19 protein-coding genes are annotated in these 20194 nt (G+C 71.7%); 1 reads left to right on the top strand and 18 read right to left on the bottom strand.

All coding sequences use genetic code 11. The features are described from left to right. Positions 1-78: 78 nt before the first annotated feature. A complete protein-coding gene (locus tag EXU32_RS05710; RefSeq protein WP_130629027.1) occupies positions 79-435 on the top strand; it encodes a cupin domain-containing protein in 357 nt (118 codons plus the stop codon). 21 nt (positions 436-456) lie between these two features. On the opposite strand, the gene rpe is transcribed toward EXU32_RS05710, so the two are convergent. From rpe to pyrR, 18 genes are all read right to left on the bottom strand, one after another. Then, positions 457-1113, bottom strand: a complete 657-nt coding sequence (gene rpe, locus EXU32_RS05705; protein ID WP_130629026.1) for a ribulose-phosphate 3-epimerase — start codon at positions 1111-1113, stop codon at positions 457-459. A gap of 25 nt (positions 1114-1138) precedes the next feature. Beyond that, entirely contained in the window at positions 1139-1522 is a 384-nt protein-coding gene (locus EXU32_RS05700; RefSeq protein WP_130629025.1) for a VOC family protein, read from the bottom strand. A gap of 1 nt (position 1523) precedes the next feature. Continuing rightward, positions 1524-3008: an RsmB/NOP family class I SAM-dependent RNA methyltransferase gene (locus tag EXU32_RS05695; RefSeq protein ID WP_130629024.1), complete on the bottom strand. Its 1485-nt coding sequence runs from the start codon at positions 3006-3008 to the stop codon at positions 1524-1526. Beyond that, positions 3005-3937 (bottom strand): methionyl-tRNA formyltransferase, encoded by a 933-nt coding sequence (gene fmt / locus EXU32_RS05690; RefSeq protein ID WP_130629023.1) that lies wholly within the window; start codon positions 3935-3937, stop codon positions 3005-3007. Before fmt ends, EXU32_RS05695 begins: the two co-directional genes overlap by 4 nt. Before the next feature lie 115 nt (positions 3938-4052). Continuing rightward, a complete protein-coding gene (locus tag EXU32_RS05685) occupies positions 4053-6044 on the bottom strand; it encodes a primosomal protein N' (protein ID WP_130629022.1) in 1992 nt (663 codons plus the stop codon). A 59-nt stretch (positions 6045-6103) separates the two neighbouring features. After that, positions 6104-7327 (bottom strand): methionine adenosyltransferase, encoded by a 1224-nt coding sequence (gene metK, locus EXU32_RS05680; RefSeq protein WP_130629021.1) that lies wholly within the window; start codon positions 7325-7327, stop codon positions 6104-6106. A gap of 74 nt (positions 7328-7401) precedes the next feature. Beyond that, positions 7402-8643: a bifunctional phosphopantothenoylcysteine decarboxylase/phosphopantothenate--cysteine ligase CoaBC gene (gene coaBC / locus EXU32_RS05675; RefSeq protein WP_130629020.1), complete on the bottom strand. Its 1242-nt coding sequence runs from the start codon at positions 8641-8643 to the stop codon at positions 7402-7404. A gap of 13 nt (positions 8644-8656) precedes the next feature. Continuing rightward, positions 8657-8968, bottom strand: coding sequence for a DNA-directed RNA polymerase subunit omega (gene rpoZ / locus EXU32_RS05670; protein WP_130629019.1), 312 nt, complete (start codon positions 8966-8968; stop codon positions 8657-8659). A gap of 25 nt (positions 8969-8993) precedes the next feature. Beyond that, a complete protein-coding gene (gene gmk, locus EXU32_RS05665) occupies positions 8994-9551 on the bottom strand; it encodes a guanylate kinase (protein ID WP_130629018.1) in 558 nt (185 codons plus the stop codon). Further along, entirely contained in the window at positions 9548-9871 is a 324-nt protein-coding gene (gene mihF, locus EXU32_RS05660; protein ID WP_242612898.1) for an integration host factor, actinobacterial type, read from the bottom strand. The genes gmk and mihF overlap by 4 nt, the downstream gene beginning before the upstream one ends. 42 nt (positions 9872-9913) lie before the next feature. Then, complete coding sequence (gene pyrF, locus EXU32_RS05655; protein ID WP_130629017.1) at positions 9914-10780, bottom strand: orotidine-5'-phosphate decarboxylase; 867 nt, start codon at positions 10778-10780, stop codon at positions 9914-9916. Further along, positions 10777-11757: a dihydroorotate dehydrogenase gene (locus tag EXU32_RS05650; protein ID WP_130629016.1), complete on the bottom strand. Its 981-nt coding sequence runs from the start codon at positions 11755-11757 to the stop codon at positions 10777-10779. Before EXU32_RS05650 ends, pyrF begins: the two co-directional genes overlap by 4 nt. Beyond that, positions 11757-12656 carry a dihydroorotate dehydrogenase electron transfer subunit gene (locus EXU32_RS05645; RefSeq protein ID WP_207233882.1) on the bottom strand — a complete coding sequence of 300 codons (900 nt, stop codon included), beginning with the start codon at positions 12654-12656 and terminating at the stop codon, positions 11757-11759. The genes EXU32_RS05650 and EXU32_RS05645 overlap by 1 nt, the downstream gene beginning before the upstream one ends. Next, the gene (gene carB, locus EXU32_RS05640; protein WP_130629015.1) at positions 12653-16003 is read right to left on the bottom strand and encodes a carbamoyl-phosphate synthase large subunit; all 3351 of its coding nucleotides are present in this window, start codon (positions 16001-16003) and stop codon (positions 12653-12655) included. The genes EXU32_RS05645 and carB overlap by 4 nt, the downstream gene beginning before the upstream one ends. Further along, positions 16003-17175, bottom strand: coding sequence for a glutamine-hydrolyzing carbamoyl-phosphate synthase small subunit (gene carA / locus EXU32_RS05635; protein ID WP_130629014.1), 1173 nt, complete (start codon positions 17173-17175; stop codon positions 16003-16005). The genes carB and carA overlap by 1 nt, the downstream gene beginning before the upstream one ends. Next, positions 17172-18473, bottom strand: coding sequence for a dihydroorotase (locus EXU32_RS05630; protein ID WP_130629013.1), 1302 nt, complete (start codon positions 18471-18473; stop codon positions 17172-17174). The genes carA and EXU32_RS05630 overlap by 4 nt, the downstream gene beginning before the upstream one ends. Further along, positions 18470-19480 (bottom strand): aspartate carbamoyltransferase catalytic subunit, encoded by a 1011-nt coding sequence (locus EXU32_RS05625; RefSeq protein WP_130629012.1) that lies wholly within the window; start codon positions 19478-19480, stop codon positions 18470-18472. Before EXU32_RS05625 ends, EXU32_RS05630 begins: the two co-directional genes overlap by 4 nt. Then, entirely contained in the window at positions 19477-20004 is a 528-nt protein-coding gene (gene pyrR, locus EXU32_RS05620; protein WP_242612897.1) for a bifunctional pyr operon transcriptional regulator/uracil phosphoribosyltransferase PyrR, read from the bottom strand. Before pyrR ends, EXU32_RS05625 begins: the two co-directional genes overlap by 4 nt. Positions 20005-20194 lie beyond the last annotated feature (190 nt).

The raw sequence follows: 20194 nt of genomic DNA, 5'->3' as shown, positions 1-20194 counted from the left end.
CACATTTTCGATCTCTCGAGCGTCATCTCAGTCATGACTCGATCACCGCAGACGAACAGGGCCCAACCCTTCTCGACCATGTGTGACGACATCGTCTGGGAGCAGACGAACCCTGATGGGACGCGCTCGGCCACGCTGGCTGGCACGCGCCATCCAGGAGTCACGTTCACGTACGCCTTCTTCATCCCGGCTGGCGTCTGGGACCAGCCGCACTCGCACCTCGCGGATGCCCACCTCGTGGTCGCCAAGGGCGAACTCCGCTTGGGCTACGGCAACCGACTGGACCGTGACGCGGCGACCCACCACCCACAGGGCAGCTTCCTGCACGTGCCGGGTGGCGCACAGCACTTCGACGGGGCGGAGGTCGACACGATCCTGATCGGCACCGCTGTCGGGCCATGGTCGACTGACTACGCCCCCGGTGAGCCTGCGTGACGCGAGTCGAACCAACTCGGGTCAGTGCGCGTGACGCGTGGCCAGCTCGCGCAGCTCGTCGATCGCCGCAGCAGCCGACTCGGCGCCGTAGACGGCCGACCCGGCGACGAAGACATCGGCGCCGGCCTCGGCGCACTGCTCGATGGTCTTGGCCGACACCCCGCCGTCGACCTGGATCCAGATCTCGCCGCCGTGCTTCTTCACGGCCTCGCGCACCTGCTCGACCTTGGGCATCTGGTCGGCCATGAAGGACTGCCCGCCGAAGCCTGGCTCGACGGTCATGACGAGGACCATGTCGAGCTCTGGCAGCAGCTCCTCGTAGGGAGCGAAGGGAGTCCCTGGCTTGATCGCCATGCTCGCCCGGGCGCCCTGGGCGCGGATGTCCCGGGCCAGGGTGACGGGGTTCTTCGCGGCCTCGATGTGGAAGGTGACCGACTTCGCCCCGGCCTCGGCGTAAGGCGGTGCCCAGCGGTCGGGGTCCTCGATCATCAGGTGGCAGTCGATCGGGATCGGGCTGACCCTGAGCAGCGACTCGACGATGGGCAGGCCGAGGGTGAGATTCGGCACGAAGTGCGCGTCCATGACGTCGACGTGCGCCCAGTCGGCGTTGCTGATCGCGTCCAGCTCGGACTGCAGGTTGGCGAAGTCGGCGGACAGGATGCTCGGGGAGATCTGCACGGGGTTCCTAGCGTGGTGGTGGCGGTCAGGCGGTGTGGATGGACAGGATGTTGCCGACGGTGTCGTCGACCTGGAAGTGCAGGCCGAGGACGTCCTGGGTCAGCTCCTCGCGGAAGATGATGTCGCCGCGCTCCTTGAGACGGCGGTACTCGAGCTCCGCGTCGGGCACACCCATCATCAGCGCCGAGTTGCCTTCGCGGTGCTCGCGCTCGCAGTGCGCACGTGTCACCGGGTCCGAGACGGGCTCGAGGATCACCTGGCAGCCCTGCTCCCAGCCGGTGCTCGGTCCCAGGATGTACAGGTCCTGCTCGGGCACGGTGACGACATCGCGCAGCCCCAGCACCTGGGAGTAGAACGCGTACGCCCGGTGCACGTCGGTGACGTGCACCGCGGTGACGAGGACCCTCACGTCAGGCGGTCTTGCGCAGCAGGGCCAGGAACATGCCGTCGGTGCCGTGCAGGTGCGGCCACAGCTGTGCGTGCGGGCCGTCACCGAGGCCGGTGAGCGTGGCGACCGCTGCGGCAGAGAGGTGCTCACGGGCGTCGAGCACCTCGACGTCGTCGCGCTTCTTGAGCACGTCGCGCACGACGAAGGTCGTCTCCGACAGGTGCGGGCTGCACGTGGCGTAGGCGATGACTCCGCCGGGGCGGGTGGCCTCGATGCCGGCGGCAAGCAGCTCGCGCTGCAGGGGGCCGAGACCGACGAGGTCGCTCGGCTGCCGACGCCAGCGCGCCTCGGGGCGGCGGCGCAGCGCGCCGAGCCCGGTGCACGGTGCGTCGACCAGCACTCGGTCATAGGTCTGCGGCTCGTCCTCGCCCACCACACGGCCGTCGCCGGTCCGCACGACGAGCTCGCGGCCGTGGTCCTTGGCCTTCGCCATCGCGGGGCGCAGGCTCTGCCGGACGAGCTCGGTGCGGTGCTCGCTCACCTCGTTGGCGACGAGGTCGGCACCCTGACGCAGGGCGAGCGCGGCCAGCAGGCCGGCCTTGCCCCCGGGCCCCGCACACAGGTCCAGCCAGCGCTCGGGCGCACCGTCGGCCCGCTCCGGCACCGGCACGCGGGCCAGCGCGAGAGCCAGCAGCTGGCTCCCTTCGTCCTGGACCGCGGCGCGGCCCTCGCGGACAGCGTCGATGCTGCCGGGGTCACCGCTCTCGAGCTCTGCGGCGAAGGGGGACCACCTCCCGGGCTGCGCACCGGCAGCGAGCAGCTCGTCCACCTCGCACAGGCCGGGACGGGCGACGAGCGAGACCTCGGCAGGGACGTTGTGGGCAGCGAGCAGCTGCTCCAGGACGTCGTCCGCGTCGTCCTTGGTCGCGAGGCCGTGCCCGATCAGCGCCTGGCGCAGTGCCTTGACGATCCATCCGGGGTGCGAGAGGGAGACGGCGAGGCGCTCGGTGACCGGCTCGGCCGGGGTCACCAGCTCGAGCCACTCCTCACGGCTGCGCTCACCGATACGTCGCATCACGGCATTGACGAGACCGGCGGCTCCCTGGCCCGCGGCAGAGCGCGCGAGGGCGACGGACTGGTCGGCAGCCGCGTGCTCGGGGACCCGCATGCCGAGGACCTGGTGGGCCCCCATGCGCAGGACGTCGAGCACTCCCCCGTCGAGTCGGGCGACGGGGCGCTGCGCGGCGTGGGCGATGACGGCGTCGTAGAGACCCTGCATGCGTAGGGTGCCGTAGGTCAGCTCCGTGGCGAAGGCGGCGTCACGGCCACCCAGGTGGGCCCGGCGCAGCGCCTTGGGCAGCTCGAGGTTGGCATAGGCGCCGTCCTGCGAGACGGCCCGCAGCACCTGCTGGGCCGTCGAGCGCGGCACGTCCGCGCGGCGGGCACGCGCCGAGGGCGCGGTCCGCGACTTCTGCCGCGGACCCCGGTGCTGGTTCTCGGACGTCATGACGTCTCCTCTCCGAGGTGGTCCCCGGGCTCGATGCGCACCCCGCGGGCCCAGTCGGCGGCCGCCATCGGCTTCTTGCCCACGGGAGTCACCTCGCCCAGGCGCACGGCCCGGTCGGCCGTGCCGACGAGGACCTCACGTTTGCGCGCATCGATGGTCCCGACGGGCAGCTGCTCGTCGGTGATGGTGATGGGGCCGACCTTGAGGCGCTCCCCGCGGAAGATCGTCCACGCGCCCGGCTCGGGCGTGCACCCGCGGATGCGCCGGTCGACGGCCAGGGCGGGGTGGGTCAGGTCGATGTGCGCGTCCTCGACGCTCAGCTTGGCCGCGTGGCTGATGCCCTCACTCGGCTGCGCCTGGGCCTCGAGGCCGCCCGTGGCGATCCCGTCCATCGTCGCCAGGAGCAGCGGAGCTCCTGCGCCGGCAAGGCGATCGAGCAGGGTGCCCGAGGTGTCGTCAGGACGGATCCGCTCGGTCATCGTGCCGAAGACCGGGCCGGTGTCGAGCCCTGCCTCGATGAGGAAGGTGCTCGCCCCGGTGATCTCGTCTCCGGACATCAGCGCTCGCTGAGCAGGCGCGGCACCGCGCCAGGCCGGCAGCAGCGAGAAGTGCAGGTTGACCCAGCCGTGCCGCGGGATGTCGAGGACCTCGGGTGGCAGCAGGGCGCCGTAGGCGACCACCGGGCAGCAGTCGGGCGCCAGCTCACGAAGCCGCGAGAGGAACTCCGGGTCCTTGGGGGTGCCCGGCGTCAGGACCTCGAGACCGCGCTCCTGGGCGACGACCTTGACCGGTGACGGCTCCAGACGCCGGCCGCGTCCGACCCTGGCGTCGGGTCGGGTGACGACAGCGACGACCTCGTGGTCGGAGTCGAGGAGGGCCAGCAGAGAGGGGACGGCGACCTGTGGGGTCCCGGCAAAGATCAGTCGCACGGGGGCGAGTCTAGGTGGCCCACCATGACGTGCGCGCCCCTGAGCCGACTCGGGTGGTCGACTCGGGCTGCGTCCTCGCTGGGGTCCGCGCACGACGTGACCAGCTGGGTCGGACTCAGCCGGTGGTGAGGTGACCGACCTTGACCGACGTCAGGTCGGCCGCCTTGCGCGCGCTCTCCCCTGCCCGCACGTCCTTGAGCGCGGCGGCGACCAGTGGTCCGTCGGCGAAGGGAGCGGTGACGACCAGCCGGCGGCGCTGGTCGAAGCCGGGCACCGGCAGCGGTCCGAGCAGCTGGGCCGCGGGCGCCACGGCCCGCACGCCGTGCTCGATCGCCTCGATCCGCTTGCGGTCGGTCTGCACCTCGGCGCTCCACGTCGTCGGGGGCAGGGACAGCTCCGCACGCTCCGCGAGCTCGCGCGCCGCGAACCACTGCGGGTCCCACCGCACGAGTGCCTCCACCGCAGGGATCGTCACGTGCGACGGCGCCCCGCAGAGCACGACCACTCCCCCGTCGCTCCAGGGGCGGGCCAACCCGGACGCGGCGAACCAGCGACGCACCGCCTCCTCCGAGGCCCTCAGGTCGGGCCGGTCCAGGCTCGCCCAGGCGTCGAGGAGCAGGACGGCCGCGTACCCGCCCTCGGCGACCGGCTCGGCCCCCGGGGTGGACACGACGATCGCCGGCTCGGCGTCGACGCTGACCTGGACATCGCCCGCTCCCGAGGTGATGACCCGGGTCCCTGGGAAGGACCGACCGATCTCCTCCGCGGTCCGTCGGGCGCCGATGATCCCAGCCCTCAGCCGGTCGCCATCGCAGTGGGGGCAGAGGAACCCGTGCGGCGAGCGTCCGCACCAACCGCACTCAGGGGCCCGGTCGGGTGCCGGCAGGGCCAACGGCCCCTGGCAGTGCGGGCAGCGTGCCGGGGCACGGCAGGTGGCGCACGACATCGCGGGCAGGTACCCGCGTCGGGGCACCTGGATGAGCACCGGACCCGACGTGAGTGCCGCAGCGGCCGCTCGGTGCGCCGAGGACGGGATGTGCGCCCGGGCGCCGGGCCCATCCCGCTCCTCGTCGACCCCCTCGCCCGCGATGAGGACTCGCGGCGCCTCACGTCGCGGCGTCGACCCTCCGACGAGATGCACCCGGCCCGCATCGACGAGCGCCGCGACATCGGTCGACATCGCCAGGCCACCGACGAGCAGGGCGCACCCCGCGACGTCGGCGCGGGCGGTCAGGACATCACGCACGTGCGTGTAGGGCGCACGGGGCTCCTGGTGCAGGTCGTCGCCGTCGTCCCACCACGCGACGAGGCCGAGATCGTGCACGGGTGCGTAGGCGGCGGCGCGGGTCCCGACGACGATGCGCACGTGCCCGCGCAGCACCTTGAGCCAGGCGGTGTAGCGGGCCTGCGGCCCCTGGTCAGCGGTCAGGCGCACGTGCTGGCCCACCCCCAGCACCTCGGTCAGCGCTGCGTCCACGCGGTCGAGGTCGCGCTGGTCGGGGACGACGATGACGCTCCCCCGTCCCGAGTACAGGGCACCGCAAGCGGCTTCGGCCAAGGCCATCGGCCAGTCCGTCTCCGGCGGGCGCGAGGGCCCGGCGATCCACGCTGCCCGCGGCGACTCGCCACCCGCGACACGGGACCACCAGGCCGAGCCCGCCCGGTAGCCGGCCCACACCTCTGGCACCGTCAGCGACGAAGGGGGGACCCCCCCTTCGTCCTCCGAGCCACCCGGCGTCTGGTCGAGGGGTGGCGGCTCGAGCGGCAGAGCCTTCTCCGCACGCGCGTGACGGGGCGGGATGGCCAGCCGCAGCACGTCCATGACGGTCCCGGCCTGGTGCCGGGAGAGGCGACGGGCGACCTCGAGGATCGCAGGCGTGAGGACCTGCTCGGGCGAGACGACGGTGCGCAGCGGCGCCAGCCGACCCGTGTGCTCGGCGACATCACTGCGCTCGACGACGTATCCGGCCAGGTCACGGCCGGCGAAGCGCGCCTTGACCCGCACACCCGGCTGCGCAGCCTCGTCGAGCTCCTCGGGCACGAGGTACTCGAAGGGCCGGTCCAGATGGACCAGCCCCGAGTCGATGAGTACCTGGGCGACGCGCACGGGGACAAACGTAACCGGGCGGTGTGTCAACGACACCCGCCCGGTCAGCTGGCTGTGGATCAGGCGCCGGCAGCGGCCCGCAGCGCCTCGACCTTGTTGGTCTGCTCCCACGGGAAGGCGTTGTCGTACCCGGCCGCCTCGGTGCGTCCGAAGTGGCCGTACGCGGCGGTCGGGGCGTAGATCGGACGGAGCAGGTCCAGCTCCTCGACGATGGCCAGGGGCCGCAGGTCGAAGACGCTGTCGACGGCGCCCTGGATCTTGTCGACCGCGACCTTCTCGGTGCCGAAGGTCTCGATGTACAGGCCCACGGGCTGCGCGGCGCCGATCGCGTACGCGACCTGGACCTCGCAGCGACCGGCGAGGCCGGCGGCGACGACGTTCTTGGCGACCCAGCGCATGGCGTAGGCAGCGGAGCGGTCGACCTTGGACGGGTCCTTGCCGGAGAAGGCACCGCCACCGTGACGGGCCATGCCGCCGTAGGTGTCGACGATGATCTTGCGGCCGGTCAGCCCGGCGTCGCCCATGGGCCCACCGATGACGAACTTGCCGGTGGGGTTGATCAGGCTGCGGTAGTCCGACGTGTCGAGCTCGACGCCCGAGTCCTTGAGCGCGGCCATGACCGGCTCGAAGACGTGCTTCTGGATGTCCTGGGGCAGCTGGCGCTCGTGGTCGATCTCGGCGGAGTGCTGGGTGGACAGCACGACGGTGTCGAGGCGCACGGCCCGGTCACCGTCGTAGTCGATCGTCACCTGCGTCTTGCCGTCGGGCCGCAGGTAGTCCAGCTCGCCGGACTTGCGGACCTCGGTCAGCCGCTGGGAGAGCCGGTGCGCCAGGAAGATCGGCAGCGGCATCAGCTCGGGGGTGTCCTCGCAGGCGTAGCCGAACATCAGGCCCTGGTCGCCCGCACCCTGCTTGTCCTTGGGGTCGACGCCACCCGTGCGGTTCTCGTAGGCGGTGTCGACGCCCTGGGCGATGTCGGGGCTCTGCTGGCCGATGGAGATCGAGACGCCGCAGGTGCGGCCGTCGAAGCCCTTGTCGGAGGAGTCGTAGCCGACGCCGTCGGCGATGACCTTGCGCACGAGCTTGGGGATCTCGACGTAGGACTCGGTCGTGACCTCGCCGGCGACGTGCACCAGACCGGTCGTCACCATGGTCTCGACGGCGACCCGGCTGCGCGGGTCCTGCTCGAGCATGGCGTCGAGGATCGAGTCGGAGATCTGATCGCAGATCTTGTCAGGGTGACCCTCGGTCACCGACTCGGAGGTGAAGAGACGTCCGGACACGCAGAGCTCCCAAGATCGTGGATGGACGATCCTGTGACCGTCCGGTAGGGCGGGCCCAGTCTAAGCACCCGTGGTCAGTCGACGGTGAGCGATCTCGCGACGACGTCCCAGATGCCGTGCGAGACCTCGGACTTGCTGGCCGGGCCGAGGTCGGTCACCGCCTCGCTGCCGCGGGTGAGCACGTGCACGGAGGTCTCGTCCAGGCCGAAGGTCTTGTCGACGCCCACCTCGTTGACCACGAGCAGGTCGCAGCCCTTGCGGGCCAGCTTGGCCCGGGCCAGGTCGAGGACCGACCCCGTCGCGTCGCCCGTCTCTGCCGCGAAGCCGACGATCAAGGGCGTCGTGGCCGCACCGCGGTCGGCGACGATGCCGGCGAGGATGTCCGGGTTGCGCACCAGCGTGATGGTGGGCGCGGCATCGGGGTCCCCCGGGTCGTGCGTCTTCTTGATCTTGCTGTCGGCGTACTCCGCGGGGCGGAAGTCGGCGACCGCGGCGACCATGACGACGACGTCGTGCTCGGCCGTCCGGGAGGTGATCTCCTGCTGCAGCTCGCGCGCGGTCCCGACGCGGACGACGTCGACGCCCTCGGGCATCGGCAGGTCGACATTGGCCGCGACGAGGGTCACGTGCGCGCCGCGCGCGACCGCGGTCTCGGCCAGGGCCACGCCCTGCTTGCCCGACGATCGGTTGCCCAGGTAGCGCACCGGGTCGAGCGGCTCGCGGGTGCCACCGGTGCTGATCAGCACGCGACGTCCGGCGAGGTCGGCAGGGACCTGCGCGACACCCGTGCTCGCCTCCAGCGCAGCCATGGCCGCGGCGTGGATCGCCTCGGGGTCGGGCAGGCGCCCCGGCCCGGTGTCGGCGCCGGTGAGGCGACCGGACTCGGGCTCGACGACGCTCACGCCTCGCCCGCGCAGCGTCGCGACATTGGCGACGGTGGCGGGGTGGTCCCACATCTCGGTGTGCATCGCCGGCGCCAGCACGACCGGGCAGCGTGCGGTCAGCAGCACATTGGTCAGCAGGTCGCCGGCCAGCCCGTGGGCCGCCTTGGCCAGCAGGTCAGCAGTCGTCGGCGCGACGACGACGAGATCTGCTTGCTGGCCGATGCGCACGTGCGGCACATCGGTGATGTTGCTCCAGACGTCGGTCTGGACGGGGTGGCCGGACAGGGCCTCCCACGTCGGGGCACCGACGAACTTCAGCGCGGCCTCGGTCGGGACGACCGTGACCTGGTGCCCGCCCTCGGTGAAGAGGCGCAGCAGGAGGGCTGCCTTGTAGGCGGCGATGCCGCCGCCGACACCGAGGACGATGCGCACGAAGGGAGCTCCGTCAGACCTCGTCGGCGGGGGCCGGTGCCGCGGGGGCAGCGGTGCCGTCGTCGGAGGCGCTGGCCTCCTTGGTCAGCAGACCCTCGTTGATCTCGCGAAGGGCGATCGACAGCGGCTTGTCGTGGACCTGGGCGTCGACCAGCGGGCCGATGTACTCGAGGAGGCCCTCCTGCAGCTGCGAGTAGTACGCGTTGATCTGACGGGCACGCTTGGCGCCGTAGATGACCAACGCGTACTTGCTGTCGGCCTTGGTCAGGAGGTCGTCGATCGGCGGGTTGGTGATGCCGATGGGGTTTGCCTTGGTGCCGGACACGTCGAGGTGGTCCTTGTCGTCGAGGTCAGTGGGATTTCATCAATGATACGAGTTCTTCGGCCGCACGACGAATGTCGTCGTTGACGACCACCCGGTCGAACTCGTTCTGGGCGGCCAGCTCGACCTTGGCGGTCTCGAGGCGCACGGCGCGCTCCTCCGCCGTCTCGGTGCCACGGCCCACCAGTCGGTCGACCAGCTCGTCCCACGAGGGAGGCGCCAGGAAGACGAAGCAGGCCTGCGGCATCGACGCGCGCACCTGACGGGCTCCCTGCAGGTCGATCTCGAGCAGGGGCAGCTTGCCGGCCGCCAGCGCCTCCTCGACCGGGCGGCGCGGGGTGCCGTAGGACGCGCGGCCGTGGACGACCGCCCACTCGAGCATCTCCCCCGAGGCGACCTTGTCGGCGAACTCGTCCCCGGACATGAAGTGGTAGTGGACTCCGTCCTCCTCGCCCGGGCGCGGCGGGCGCGTCGTCGCGGAGACGGAGAGCCAGACCTCCGGGTGGTTGTGGCGGATCCACGCGGCCACGGTGCCCTTGCCCACGGCGGTGGGACCGGCCAGCACGGTCAGTCGGGGTGAGCTCATACCCGGGTGAACCTCTCGAGGAGTGCGGTGCGTTGGTGCGGACCCAGTCCACGGATGCGACGCGATGCCGCGATCCCCAACTCTTGCATGATGCTTACTGCGGTCGCGGGGCCCACACCCGGCATCGACTCGAGCACCGTCACCACGCGCATCCGCGCGACGACGGGATCGGTGCGGCCGGCCTCCAGGACCTCCGGAAGTCCAAGGGCCCGACTCTTCAGTCGCTGCCGCAGGTCCGCCCGGACCGCTCGTGCCTGCGAGGCCCGGGTCAGCGCTGCCGCCCGCTGCTGCGGGCTGAGCGTCGGCACGGGCGTTGGCACGGGTCCTCCGGAGGAAAGCGCGGTGGGTATCCGCTCACCTTCTCACGAGGCCGTGATGGCAGCGACCTGCGTCGCCACCGCGCGCGCACGATCACGCAGGGCGGCGACGTCCGGCCCGGCCCGCAGGACGTCGCGGCTGCTGCTCGCCAGCACCTGCGGCAGCGCCCCGGCGAAGACCGAGCGCACGTCGTCAGCGGTCGCGCCCTGCGCACCCAGGCCCGGTGCGAGCACCGGACCGGCCATGCCGGGCAGGTCCACACCGAGGTCCCGGACCGCCGAGCCCACGGTCGCGCCGACGACGAGGCCGATGCTCCCGAGCTCACCGCGGCCGCGTGCCTCCGCGTTGTCCTCGCCTGCCTCGTCGGCGATCGCACCGGCGACGGAGCGGCCGTCGGCCAGCCGGGCGTGCTGGACCTGGGCACCCTCGGGGTTGGAGGTCAGGGCGAGGACGAAGGCGCCACGGCCGGTCGCGTGCGCGAGGTCGATGGCTGGGCGCAGCGAGCCGTAGCCCAGATACGGGCTGAGCGTGATCGCGTCGGCCGCAGCCGGCGCGTCCTTGCCGAGGAAGGCCTCGCCGTAGGCGTCGACCGTCGTCCCGATGTCACCGCGCTTGACGTCGAGGACCGTGAGGGTGCCCGCGTCACGCAGGTCGGTCAGGACCCGCTCTAGGAGGGCCACCCCCTTCGCCCCGAAGACCTCGAAGAAGGCCGACTGGGGCTTGACCGCGGCCACGCTCCCGCCGAAGGCCTCGACGCAGGTCATCGCGAAGCGCTCGACACCGGCCAGGTCGTAGGTCAGTCCCCACGACTCGACGAGCCCGCGGTGCGGGTCGATACCGGCACACAGCGGACCGTGCTGCGCCATGGCCGCCTGCAGCCGGGTGCCGAAGGGAGCGGTGTCGGTGCTCATGGGGTGAACCTCTCGTGGGCGATGCCGGTGACCTCGGACAGCCGGGTGAAGCCCCGCTCGGCGATGAGCGCCTCGAGCTCACGCCCGACCCGCTCGGGCGCCGTCGGGTCGTTGAAGGCGGCCGTCCCGACCTGGATCGCGCTGGCACCGGCGGCGACGAGCTCGAGGGCGTCCCGACCGGTGCGCACTCCCCCGGCGCCCACGATCGGCGCGGTCCTGATCCGCCCGGCGCGCATCGCGCCCGCGACCTGCCACACGGCCCGCACCGCTATGGGGCGGATCGCCGGGCCGGACAGGCCGCCCGTCGCGGCGATGAGGTGCGGCCGCAACCGGTCGACGTCGATGGCCACGCCCAGCGTCGTGTTGATCATCGTCAACCCGTGGGCACCGGCCTTGAGGACCGTGTCGGCGATCTCGACGATGTCGGTGACGTCGGGGCTGAGCTTGGCGAGCATCGGCAGTCCCCGCGGGACCTCCTCGCGCACCAGCGTCATGACCTTGTGCGAGCTGGCCGGGTCGCAGGCGAAGACGAGCCCGCGGTTGGCGACGTTGGGGCAGGAGATGTTGACCTCGATCGCCGCCACGGCGCTGGCATACCGGCTGCGCACGACCGCCCGCGCGACCCCGGCGAACTCCGAGGCGGTGCTGCCCGCGATGGACACGACGACGCGGGCACCGATCGAGTGCAGCCAGGCCAGGTCCTCCTCGACGAAGGCCTGCACCCCCGGGCCCTGCAGGCCGATGGAGTTGAGCATCCCGGAGGGCGTCTCGGCCATGCGGGGCGTGCCCCGGCCCGAGACCGGCTGGGCCTTGACCGACTTGGTGACGAAGGCCCCGAGCTGCGCGACGTCGATGAAGCGGTGCATCTCACGACCGTTGGCCGCGCACCCGCTCGCCGTCATCATCGGGTTGGGCAGGCGGACGCCGGCCAGGTCGACCGACATGTCCACGGACGAAGGGGGAGTCGCGGCCGTCATCAGCGCGCCTCCTTGGGGGCACCGACGGCGTCGGCGGGGACCCGGCACAGGCCGTCGTCGAAGGCCTCCCAGCGCACCCGGTCGCCCCGGAAGACCGGGCCCTCCAGGCAGCTGCGGACCATCTTGGTCGTGCCGTGCTGGTCAGCGACCGGCATGACGCAGGTCATGCAGATGCCGACACCGCAGGCCATGGCCTCCTCGACCGCGACCTGCGCGACGATGCCGTGGTCGGAGGCGATCGCGCTCATGGAGCGCAGCATGCCCATGGGGCCGCAGCCGTAGAGCACGCCGGCGCCGGTGCGCGCGATGAGGTCCGGCAGGACGTCGGAGACCCAGCCCCGGGTCCCCGCGGACCCGTCATCGGTGGTCACGGTGACCCCGTCGGCGACCCGTCGGGCCTCGACGACGCCGAAGAGCCGGTCGGCCGTGGCCGCGCCGAGCACGATCTCGACGGGGCAGCCACGCTCACGCAGCTGCTCGGCGAGCCAGAAGAGCGGCGCAGAGCCGTAGCCGCCGCCGACGAGGATGCACGGGACCGGCTGCGACGGGAGGGGGAAGCCCTTGCCGAGCGGCCCGATGACGCTGACGCTCGCACCCGCCTCGAGCCGGGTGAGCTCCTCGGTGCCCGGACCGGCGGCCGCCACGACGATCTCGGTCGTGGCGCCGTAGGTCCCGGCAGGGCTGACCCGGTGGATCGAGAAGCTGCGTCGCAGCAGCATCGAGCTCGTGCCGTCACCGACGGCGAGCGCGACGAACTGCCCGGGGCGGGCGATCTCGGCCAGGCCCGGGGTGACGAGGGTCAGGTGCCGGTAGGCGCCCACGGCGGAGTTGCCGAGCACCTCGGCATCGACCTGGACGACTCCAGCCCCCTCACGAGCTGCGATGGTGCGGGCGCTCACGCCTGGATCCCGTAGAGGTCGAGGTCACGGGCGTGCTCCTGGAGCGGCTTGACCCGCAGCTCGCCGTTGATGCGTGCCTCGATCGACTGCACGGCCGCACCGAGCTGCTGCACGGTCGTGACGATCGGCTTGTCCATGGCGGTCGTGGCCGCCCGGATGGCGTAGCCGTCGGCACGGGCGTGCTGCCCGGACGGGGTGTTGAAGACGACGTCGATCTCGCCGGCGAGGATCCGGTCGACGACGCTCGTCTCCCCTTCGCCCCGCTCGGAGTGCTTGATGGCGACGTCGCACTCGATCGCGTTGCGGCGCAGGACGTCTGCGGTCCCCTGGGTCGCGAGGATCGTGAAGCCCAGGTCGGCCAGGCGCTTGATCGGGAAGATCATCGCGCGCTTGTCCCGGTTGGCGACGGAGACGAAGACCGTGCCGGTCGTCGGCAGACCGCTGGAGAGCGACCCGAGCTGGCTCTTGGCGAAGGCCGCGCCGAAGTCGGCGTCGATCCCCATGACCTCACCCGTGGAGCGCATCTCGGGACCGAGCAGCGAGTCGACGACATCGCCCTCCTTGGTGCGGAAGCGCTTGAAGGGGAGCACCGCCTCCTTGACGGACATGGGTGCGTGTGCCGGCATCGAACCACCGTCGGCGTGACGCGGCAGCATGCCCTCGTCCTTGAGCTCGGCGATGCTCGTGCCGAGCATGACGCGGGCCGCGGCCTTGGCCAGCGGGACTCCTGTGGCCTTGGCGACGAAGGGGACGGTGCGCGAGGCACGCGGGTTGGCCTCGAGGACGTAGAGCACGTCCTGGGCGAGGGCGAACTGGACATTCATCAGGCCACGCACCCCGATGCCCTCGGCGAGGGCGAGCGTCGCCTCGCGCACCCGCTGCAGCTCGGAGGTGCCCAGGGTCGCCGGCGGCAGGGTGCAGCTCGAGTCGCCGGAGTGGATCCCGGCCTCCTCGATGTGCTCCATGATCCCGCCGAGGTACATCTCCGTGCCGTCGTACAGCGCGTCGACGTCGATCTCGATGGCGTCGTCGAGGAAGCGGTCGACGAGGATCGGGTGCTCCGGGCTGGCGATGGCCGCCCGGGTGACGTACTCGGAGAGGGTCGCGTCGTCGTAGACGATCTCCATGCCGCGTCCACCCAGGACGTAGGACGGACGCACGAGCACGGGGTAGCCGATCTCGCGGGCGATCTCGACGGCCTCCTCGGCGCTGAAGGCGGTGCCGTGCTTGGGGGCGTTGAGGCCCGCCTCGTGGAGCACCCGACCGAAGTGGCCCCGGTCCTCGGCGAGGTCGATGGCCTCGGGCGAGGTACCGACGATCGGCACCCCGGCTGCCTTGAGCGCAGCAGCGAGGCCGAGCGGGGTCTGCCCGCCGAGCTGGACGATGACGCCCGCGATGGGGCCGGCCAGCGTCTCGGCGTGGATGACCTCGAGGGTGTCCTCGAGGGTCAGCGGCTCGAAGTAGAGCCGGCTGCTCGTGTCGTAGTCCGTCGAGACCGTCTCGGGGTTGCAGTTGACCATCACGGTGTCGTAGCCCGCGTCGCGCAGGGCGAAGCTGGCGTGGACGCACGAGTAGTCGAACTCGACGCCCTGGCCGATCCGGTTGGGCCCCGAGCCGAGGATGATCACGGCCGGACGCTCGCGCGGCGCGACCTCGGTCTCCTCGTCGTAGGAGCTGTAGTGGTACGGCGTGCGGGCCGCGAACTCCGCTGCACAGGTGTCGACCGTCTTGTAGACCGGGCGCACCCCGAGGGCGTGGCGCACGCCGCGCACGACGGCCTCGTCCATCCGGCGCAGCCGGGCGATCTGGGCGTCGGAGAAGCCGTGCCGCTTGGCCAGGCGCAGCACCTGCGGGTTGAGCTCGTCGGCGTCGTGCACCTCCTGGGCGATGGAGTTGATGAGCGCCATCTGGTCGAGGTACCACGGGTCGATCTTGGTGGCCTCGAAGACCTCCTCGACCGTGACGCCGGCCCGCATGGCCTGCTGCACCTGCACGATGCGGCCGTCGGTGGGCGTGCGCGCTGCCTCGAGGAGCTGGCGGCCCTCCTCGAGCGTGGGCTGGTCGCCGTCCCAGTGGAAGGTCGCGTCCTTGCGCTCGGCGGAGCGCAGCGCCTTCTGCAGGGCCTCGGTGAAGTTGCGGCCGATGGCCATCGCCTCGCCGACGGACTTCATGGTCGTCGTGAGGGTCGGGTCGGCGGCGGGGAACTTCTCGAAGGCGAACCGGGGCACCTTGACGACGACGTAGTCCAGGCTCGGCTCGAAGGCGGCCGGCGTCTCCTGGGTGATGTCGTTGGGCACCTCGTCGAGGGTGTAGCCGATGGCCATCTTGGCGGCGATCTTGGCGATCGGGAAGCCGGTGGCCTTCGACGCCAGCGCCGAGGAGCGAGAGACGCGCGGGTTCATCTCGATGACGATCATCCGGCCGTCGGCGGGGTCGATGGCGAACTGGATGTTGCAGCCACCGGTCTCGACGCCGACCTCGCGGATGACGGCGATCCCGACGTCACGCATGCGCTGGTACTCGCGGTCGGTGAGGGTCAGCGCGGGCGCGACGGTGATCGAGTCACCGGTGTGCACGCCGACGGGGTCGAAGTTCTCGATCGAGCAGACGACCACGACGTTGTCGGCCGTGTCACGCATGACCTCGAGCTCGTACTCCTTCCACCCCAGGATCGACTCCTCGAGGAGCACCTCGGTCGTCGGGCTGGCCTGGAGGCCGGCGCCGGCCATGCGGCGCAGGTCGCTCTCGTCGTAGGCGAAGCCGGAGCCGAGACCACCCATGGTGAAGGAGGGGCGCACGACGACCGGGTAGCCGAGCTCCTGCGCCGCGGCGAGCGTCTTGTCCAGCGCGAAGCGGACCTGCTCGCCCGGCGTCGAGCCGGCGGGGGCGTCGTTGGCGTTGCAGATGATCGAGCGGGCCGACTCCGCGCCGCAGCGCTCGACGACGCCCTTGAAGCGCTGGCGGTCCTCACCGAGCTCGATCGCCTCGACGCTGGCGCCGATGAGCGGGCAGTTGTACTTCTCGAGGATCCCGGCCTCGTGCAGCGCGATGGCCGCGTTGAGCGCGGTCTGCCCACCGAGGGTGGCCAGCACCGCGTCGGGGCGCTCGCGCTCGATGATCTTCTCGATCACCTCGGGGGTGATCGGCTCGATGTAGGTGGCGTCGGCGAACTCGGGGTCGGTCATGATCGTCGCGGGGTTGGAGTTGACCAGGATGACCCGGATCCCCTCCTCGCGCAGGACGCGGCAGGCCTGGGTGCCGGAGTAGTCGAACTCGCAGGCCTGTCCGATGACGATCGGCCCGGAGCCGATGACGAGGACGCTGGTGATGTCGTCGCGCTTGGGCATCAGGCCTGGGTCTCGCTCTCGTTGGTGGCGGAGGTGCCGGCAGCTGCCAGCAGGTCGACGAATCGGTCGAAGAGGTAGGCGGCGTCGTGCGGACCGGCCGCCGCCTCCGGGTGGTACTGGACGGAGAAGGCCCGCAGGCGCCCTCCGTCGTCGTGGAGCTCCAGCCCCTCGACGACGTCGTCGTTGAGGCAGACGTGGCTCACGCTCGCGGTGCCGAAGGGGGTCTGCGTCGCCTCGTCGAGGGGGGCGTCCACGGCGAAGCCGTGGTTGTGCGCGGTGACCTCGACCTTGTCGGTCGTCCGGTCGAAGACCGGCTGGTTGATGCCGCGGTGGCCGTACTTCAGCTTGTAGGTGCCGAAGCCGAGCGCCCGGCCGAAGAGCTGGTTGCCGAAGCAGATGCCGAAGTAGGGCAGACCTGCCCGCAGGGCCTCCTGCAGGAGGGCCACCTGGTCGCCGGCGGTCGCCGGGTCGCCGGGTCCGTTGGAGAAGAAGAGACCGTCGGGCGAGACCGCCTGCACGTCGGCGAAGCTGGCGGTCGCGGGCAGGACGTGCACCTCGATGCCGCGCTCGGCGAGCCGGGTCGGCGTCATCGTCTTGATCCCGAGGTCGAGCGCGGCGACGGTGAAGCGCTTGGCCCCCTTCGCCTCGACGACGTAGGGCTCGGTGGTGCTCACCTGCGCGGCGAGGGCGGAACCGGCCATCTCGGGCGCGGCCTGCACCCGCTGCAGGAGCGTCGCCTCGTCGGCGACGGAGTCCCCGGAGAAGATCCCCACGCGCATCGCCCCGCGCTCACGCAGGTGGCGGGTGAGGGCGCGGGTGTCGACGCCGGCGATGCTGACGACGCCCTGCGCGGTCAGCTCCTCCTCGAGCGAGCGACGCGATCGCCAGTTGCTCGGGCGGATCGCGGGGTCACGCAGCACGTACCCGGCGACGTGGATGCGGCCGGACTCGTCGTCCTCGTCGTTCCACCCGGTGTTGCCGACGTGCGGGGCGGTCATGACGACGACCTGGCCACGGTAGCTGGGGTCGGTGAGCGTCTCCTGGTACCCGGTCATGCCGGTGGAGAAGACGGCCTCGCCGACGGTCTCGCCGACGGCGCCGTAGGCGGTGCCGGCGAAGGTCCGACCGTCCTCCAGGACGAGGACCGCTGGGGTGGTGCTGAGCTGGCTCAATTGATGACCTCTCCATCGGTGGCCGTGACGCGGCCGCGCAGGATCGTCGTCCGGACGGACCCGGTGAGGGTGTGCCCGGCGAAGGGGGTGTTGCGGGACAGGGACTGCGAGGCGGACGGGTCGACGGTGACCCGGGCGCTGGTGTCGACGAGCACGAGGTTGGCGGGAGCGCCGACCTCGATCGCCCGTCCGTGGTCGGCGAGCCCGGCAATGCGGGCCGGTGCGTGGGACATCCGCTCGGCGAGCGTTGCCAGGTCGATGCGTCCGGAGGTGACCATGACGTCGTGGACGACGGAGAAGGCGGTCTCCAGGCCGAGCATGCCGAAGGCCGCGTCGGGGAAGGCGTGCTCCTTGTCGTGCCGCGCGTGCGGCGCGTGGTCGGTCGCCACGGCGTCGATCGTGCCGTCGGCCAGGGCTGCCCGCAGCGCCTCGACGTCCTCGGCGGGACGCAGCGGTGGGTTGACCTTGTAGACCGGGTCGTAGCCGCTCAGCAGGTCGGTCGTCAGCACGAGGTGGTGCGGCGTGACCTCTGCGGTGACGCGGGCGCCGCGTCGCTTGGCCCACCGCACGGCCTCGACGCCCTCGGCGGTCGAGACGTGCGCGACGTGCACGCGTGACCCGGTGTGCAGGGCCAGCTCGGCGTCGCGGGCGATGATGCTCGACTCGGCGACCGCGGGCCAGCCGGTGAGCCCGAGACGGCCGCTCAGCTCACCCTCGTGGCAGCAGGCCGACGGTCCGGCGAGCGCCGGGTCCTGGCTGTGCTGGGAGATGACCCCGTCGAAGGCCCGCACGTACTCCAGTGCCCGGCGCATGACGCGCGCGTCGTGGACGCAGCGCCCGTCGTCGGAGAAGACATGCACCCGGGCCCGGGAGCGGTGCATCAGACCGAGCTCGGCGAGCTCGGCGCCCTCGAGCGACTTGGTCACCGAACCGATCGGCTGCACGTCGCAGTGGCCCGCTGCGACCCCGAGGTCGAGGACGCGCTCGGCGGCCTCAGCGGTGTCGGTGACCGGGCTGGTGTTGGCCATGGCCAAGACGGCGGTGAAGCCGCCGGCCGCTGCTGCGGCCGACCCGGTGCGCACCGTCTCGGCGTCCTCACGGCCCGGCTCACGCAGGTGCGTGTGCAGGTCGACCAGGCCCGGCAGCAGGACGAGCCCGTCGGCCGCGAGGCGCTCGACGTCCGCGCGGGCGTCGGTGGCTGCGTCGGGGCCGAGCGCGGCGATGACACCGTCGCGCACGAGCAGGTCGGTGGTCGCTCCACCCAGCGGCGAGGCGCCGGTGATCAGCAGGTCGCTCATGCGGCGCCCTCCTTCGTGGTTCGTTCCTCACGCCTCAGGACGGCGCCTTCGTCGGTCAGGCCGCTGGCCAGCAGGTGGTACAGGACACTCATCCGCACGGCGACACCGGCGCTCACCTGGTCCAGGACAAGGCTGCCGGCGGCATCGGCCGCGTCCGCGGCGATCTCCAGGCCGCGGTTCATCGGGCCGGGGTGGGCGATGACCGCCTCTGGGTTGGCCGCGGTGAGGGCGGCCAGACGGTCGCGGGTCAGCCCGTAGCCGACCGTGTACTCGCGGGCCGTGGGGAAGAAGCCCCCGGCCATCCGCTCGTGCTGGACCCGCAGCATCATCAGCGCGTCGACTCCCGAGTCGATGACCTCGTCGAGGTCGTTGCTCAGGGCGAAGCCGTCGGTCTCGGCCCAGTGCGCGGCACCGCTCGGCATGAGGGTCGGCGGCGCGACGACGGTGACCTCTGCGCCCAGGCGGGGCAGCGACAGGACATTGGAGCGGAAGACCCGGCTGTGCGTGACGTCCCCGACGATGGCGATCCGCTTGCCCTCGAGGGTGCCCAGGCGCCGCTGCAGCGTGTAGGCGTCCAGGAGTGCCTGCGTGGGGTGCTCGTGCGTGCCGTCACCCGCATTGATCACACTGGCGCGCACGCCCGACTCGTCGAACCACCGGGCGACCTGGTGGGCCGCCCCTGACGCCTGGTGGCGCATGACGATGGCGTCCACGCCCATGGCCGCGATGGTGCGCACGGTGTCACGGAGCGACTCTCCCTTCGACGTCGAGGAGCCCTTGCCGGTGATGTTGATCGTGTCCGCGCTCATCCACTTGCCCGCGATCTCGAAGGAGCTGCGGGTGCGGGTCGAGTCCTCGAAGAAGAGGTTGATGATCGTGCGGCCGCGCAGGGTCGGCAGCTTTTTGACCTCGCGGTGCTGCACGTCGTGCATCTCGGCAGCGGTGTCGAGGACGGCCCGCAGGTCGGCGTCGCCGAGGTCGGCGACGGAGAGCAGGTGGCGGTTCATCGGGGGTCACCACCCGAGATGGTCACGGAGTCGTCGACGCCGTCGTGACCCGTCAGGCGCACGGTGACCCGCTCGGCCTGGGAGGTCGGGAGGTTCTTGCCGACGTGGTCGGCGCGGATCGGCAGCTCGCGGTGGCCACGGTCGACGAGGACCGCCAGCCGCACGGCCCGGGGGCGGCCGTAGTCGGCCAGGGCGTCGAGGGCGGCTCGCACCGTGCGGCCGGAGTAGAGGACGTCGTCGACGAGGACGACGACCCGGTCGTCGACCCCCGAGGGCGGGAAGTGGGTCTGCTGCGGCGCGCGCATCGGGCGGTCGCGCAGGTCGTCGCGGTACATGGTCACGTCGAGGGACCCGACGGGCACCGACGCGCCCTCGATCTCGGTGACCAGGGTGGCGAGGCGCTGGGCGAGCTCGACGCCGCGACTGGGGATGCCGAGCAGGACGACGTCCTGGGCCCCCTTGTTGCGCTCGACGATCTCGTGGGCGATGCGGCGCAGGCCGCGCGCGACGTCAGAGGCGCTCATGACCTCGCGGGCGGGGGGTGGCTGGGGCGTTGCCGCAGCGGATGTCTCCGGACACATGAGTGTCTCAAGACCTCCTTCTCTGCCTCACAGGACAGCGGTTAAAGGATGTCGATCGGGTCGACTCTATCGTCCGGAGGGAGGGGGCCGCACTCCGGTCCGGGTCGCAAGGACCTCACAGTCCTGACCGTGC

The sequence above is a fragment of the Janibacter limosus genome, from assembly GCF_004295485.1.
GTDB classification, from domain to species: Bacteria; Actinomycetota; Actinomycetes; order Actinomycetales; family Dermatophilaceae; genus Janibacter; species Janibacter limosus_A.
The sequence above is the reverse complement of the archived record's forward strand: the minus strand, read 5'-3'. Positions and strand labels throughout refer to the sequence as shown.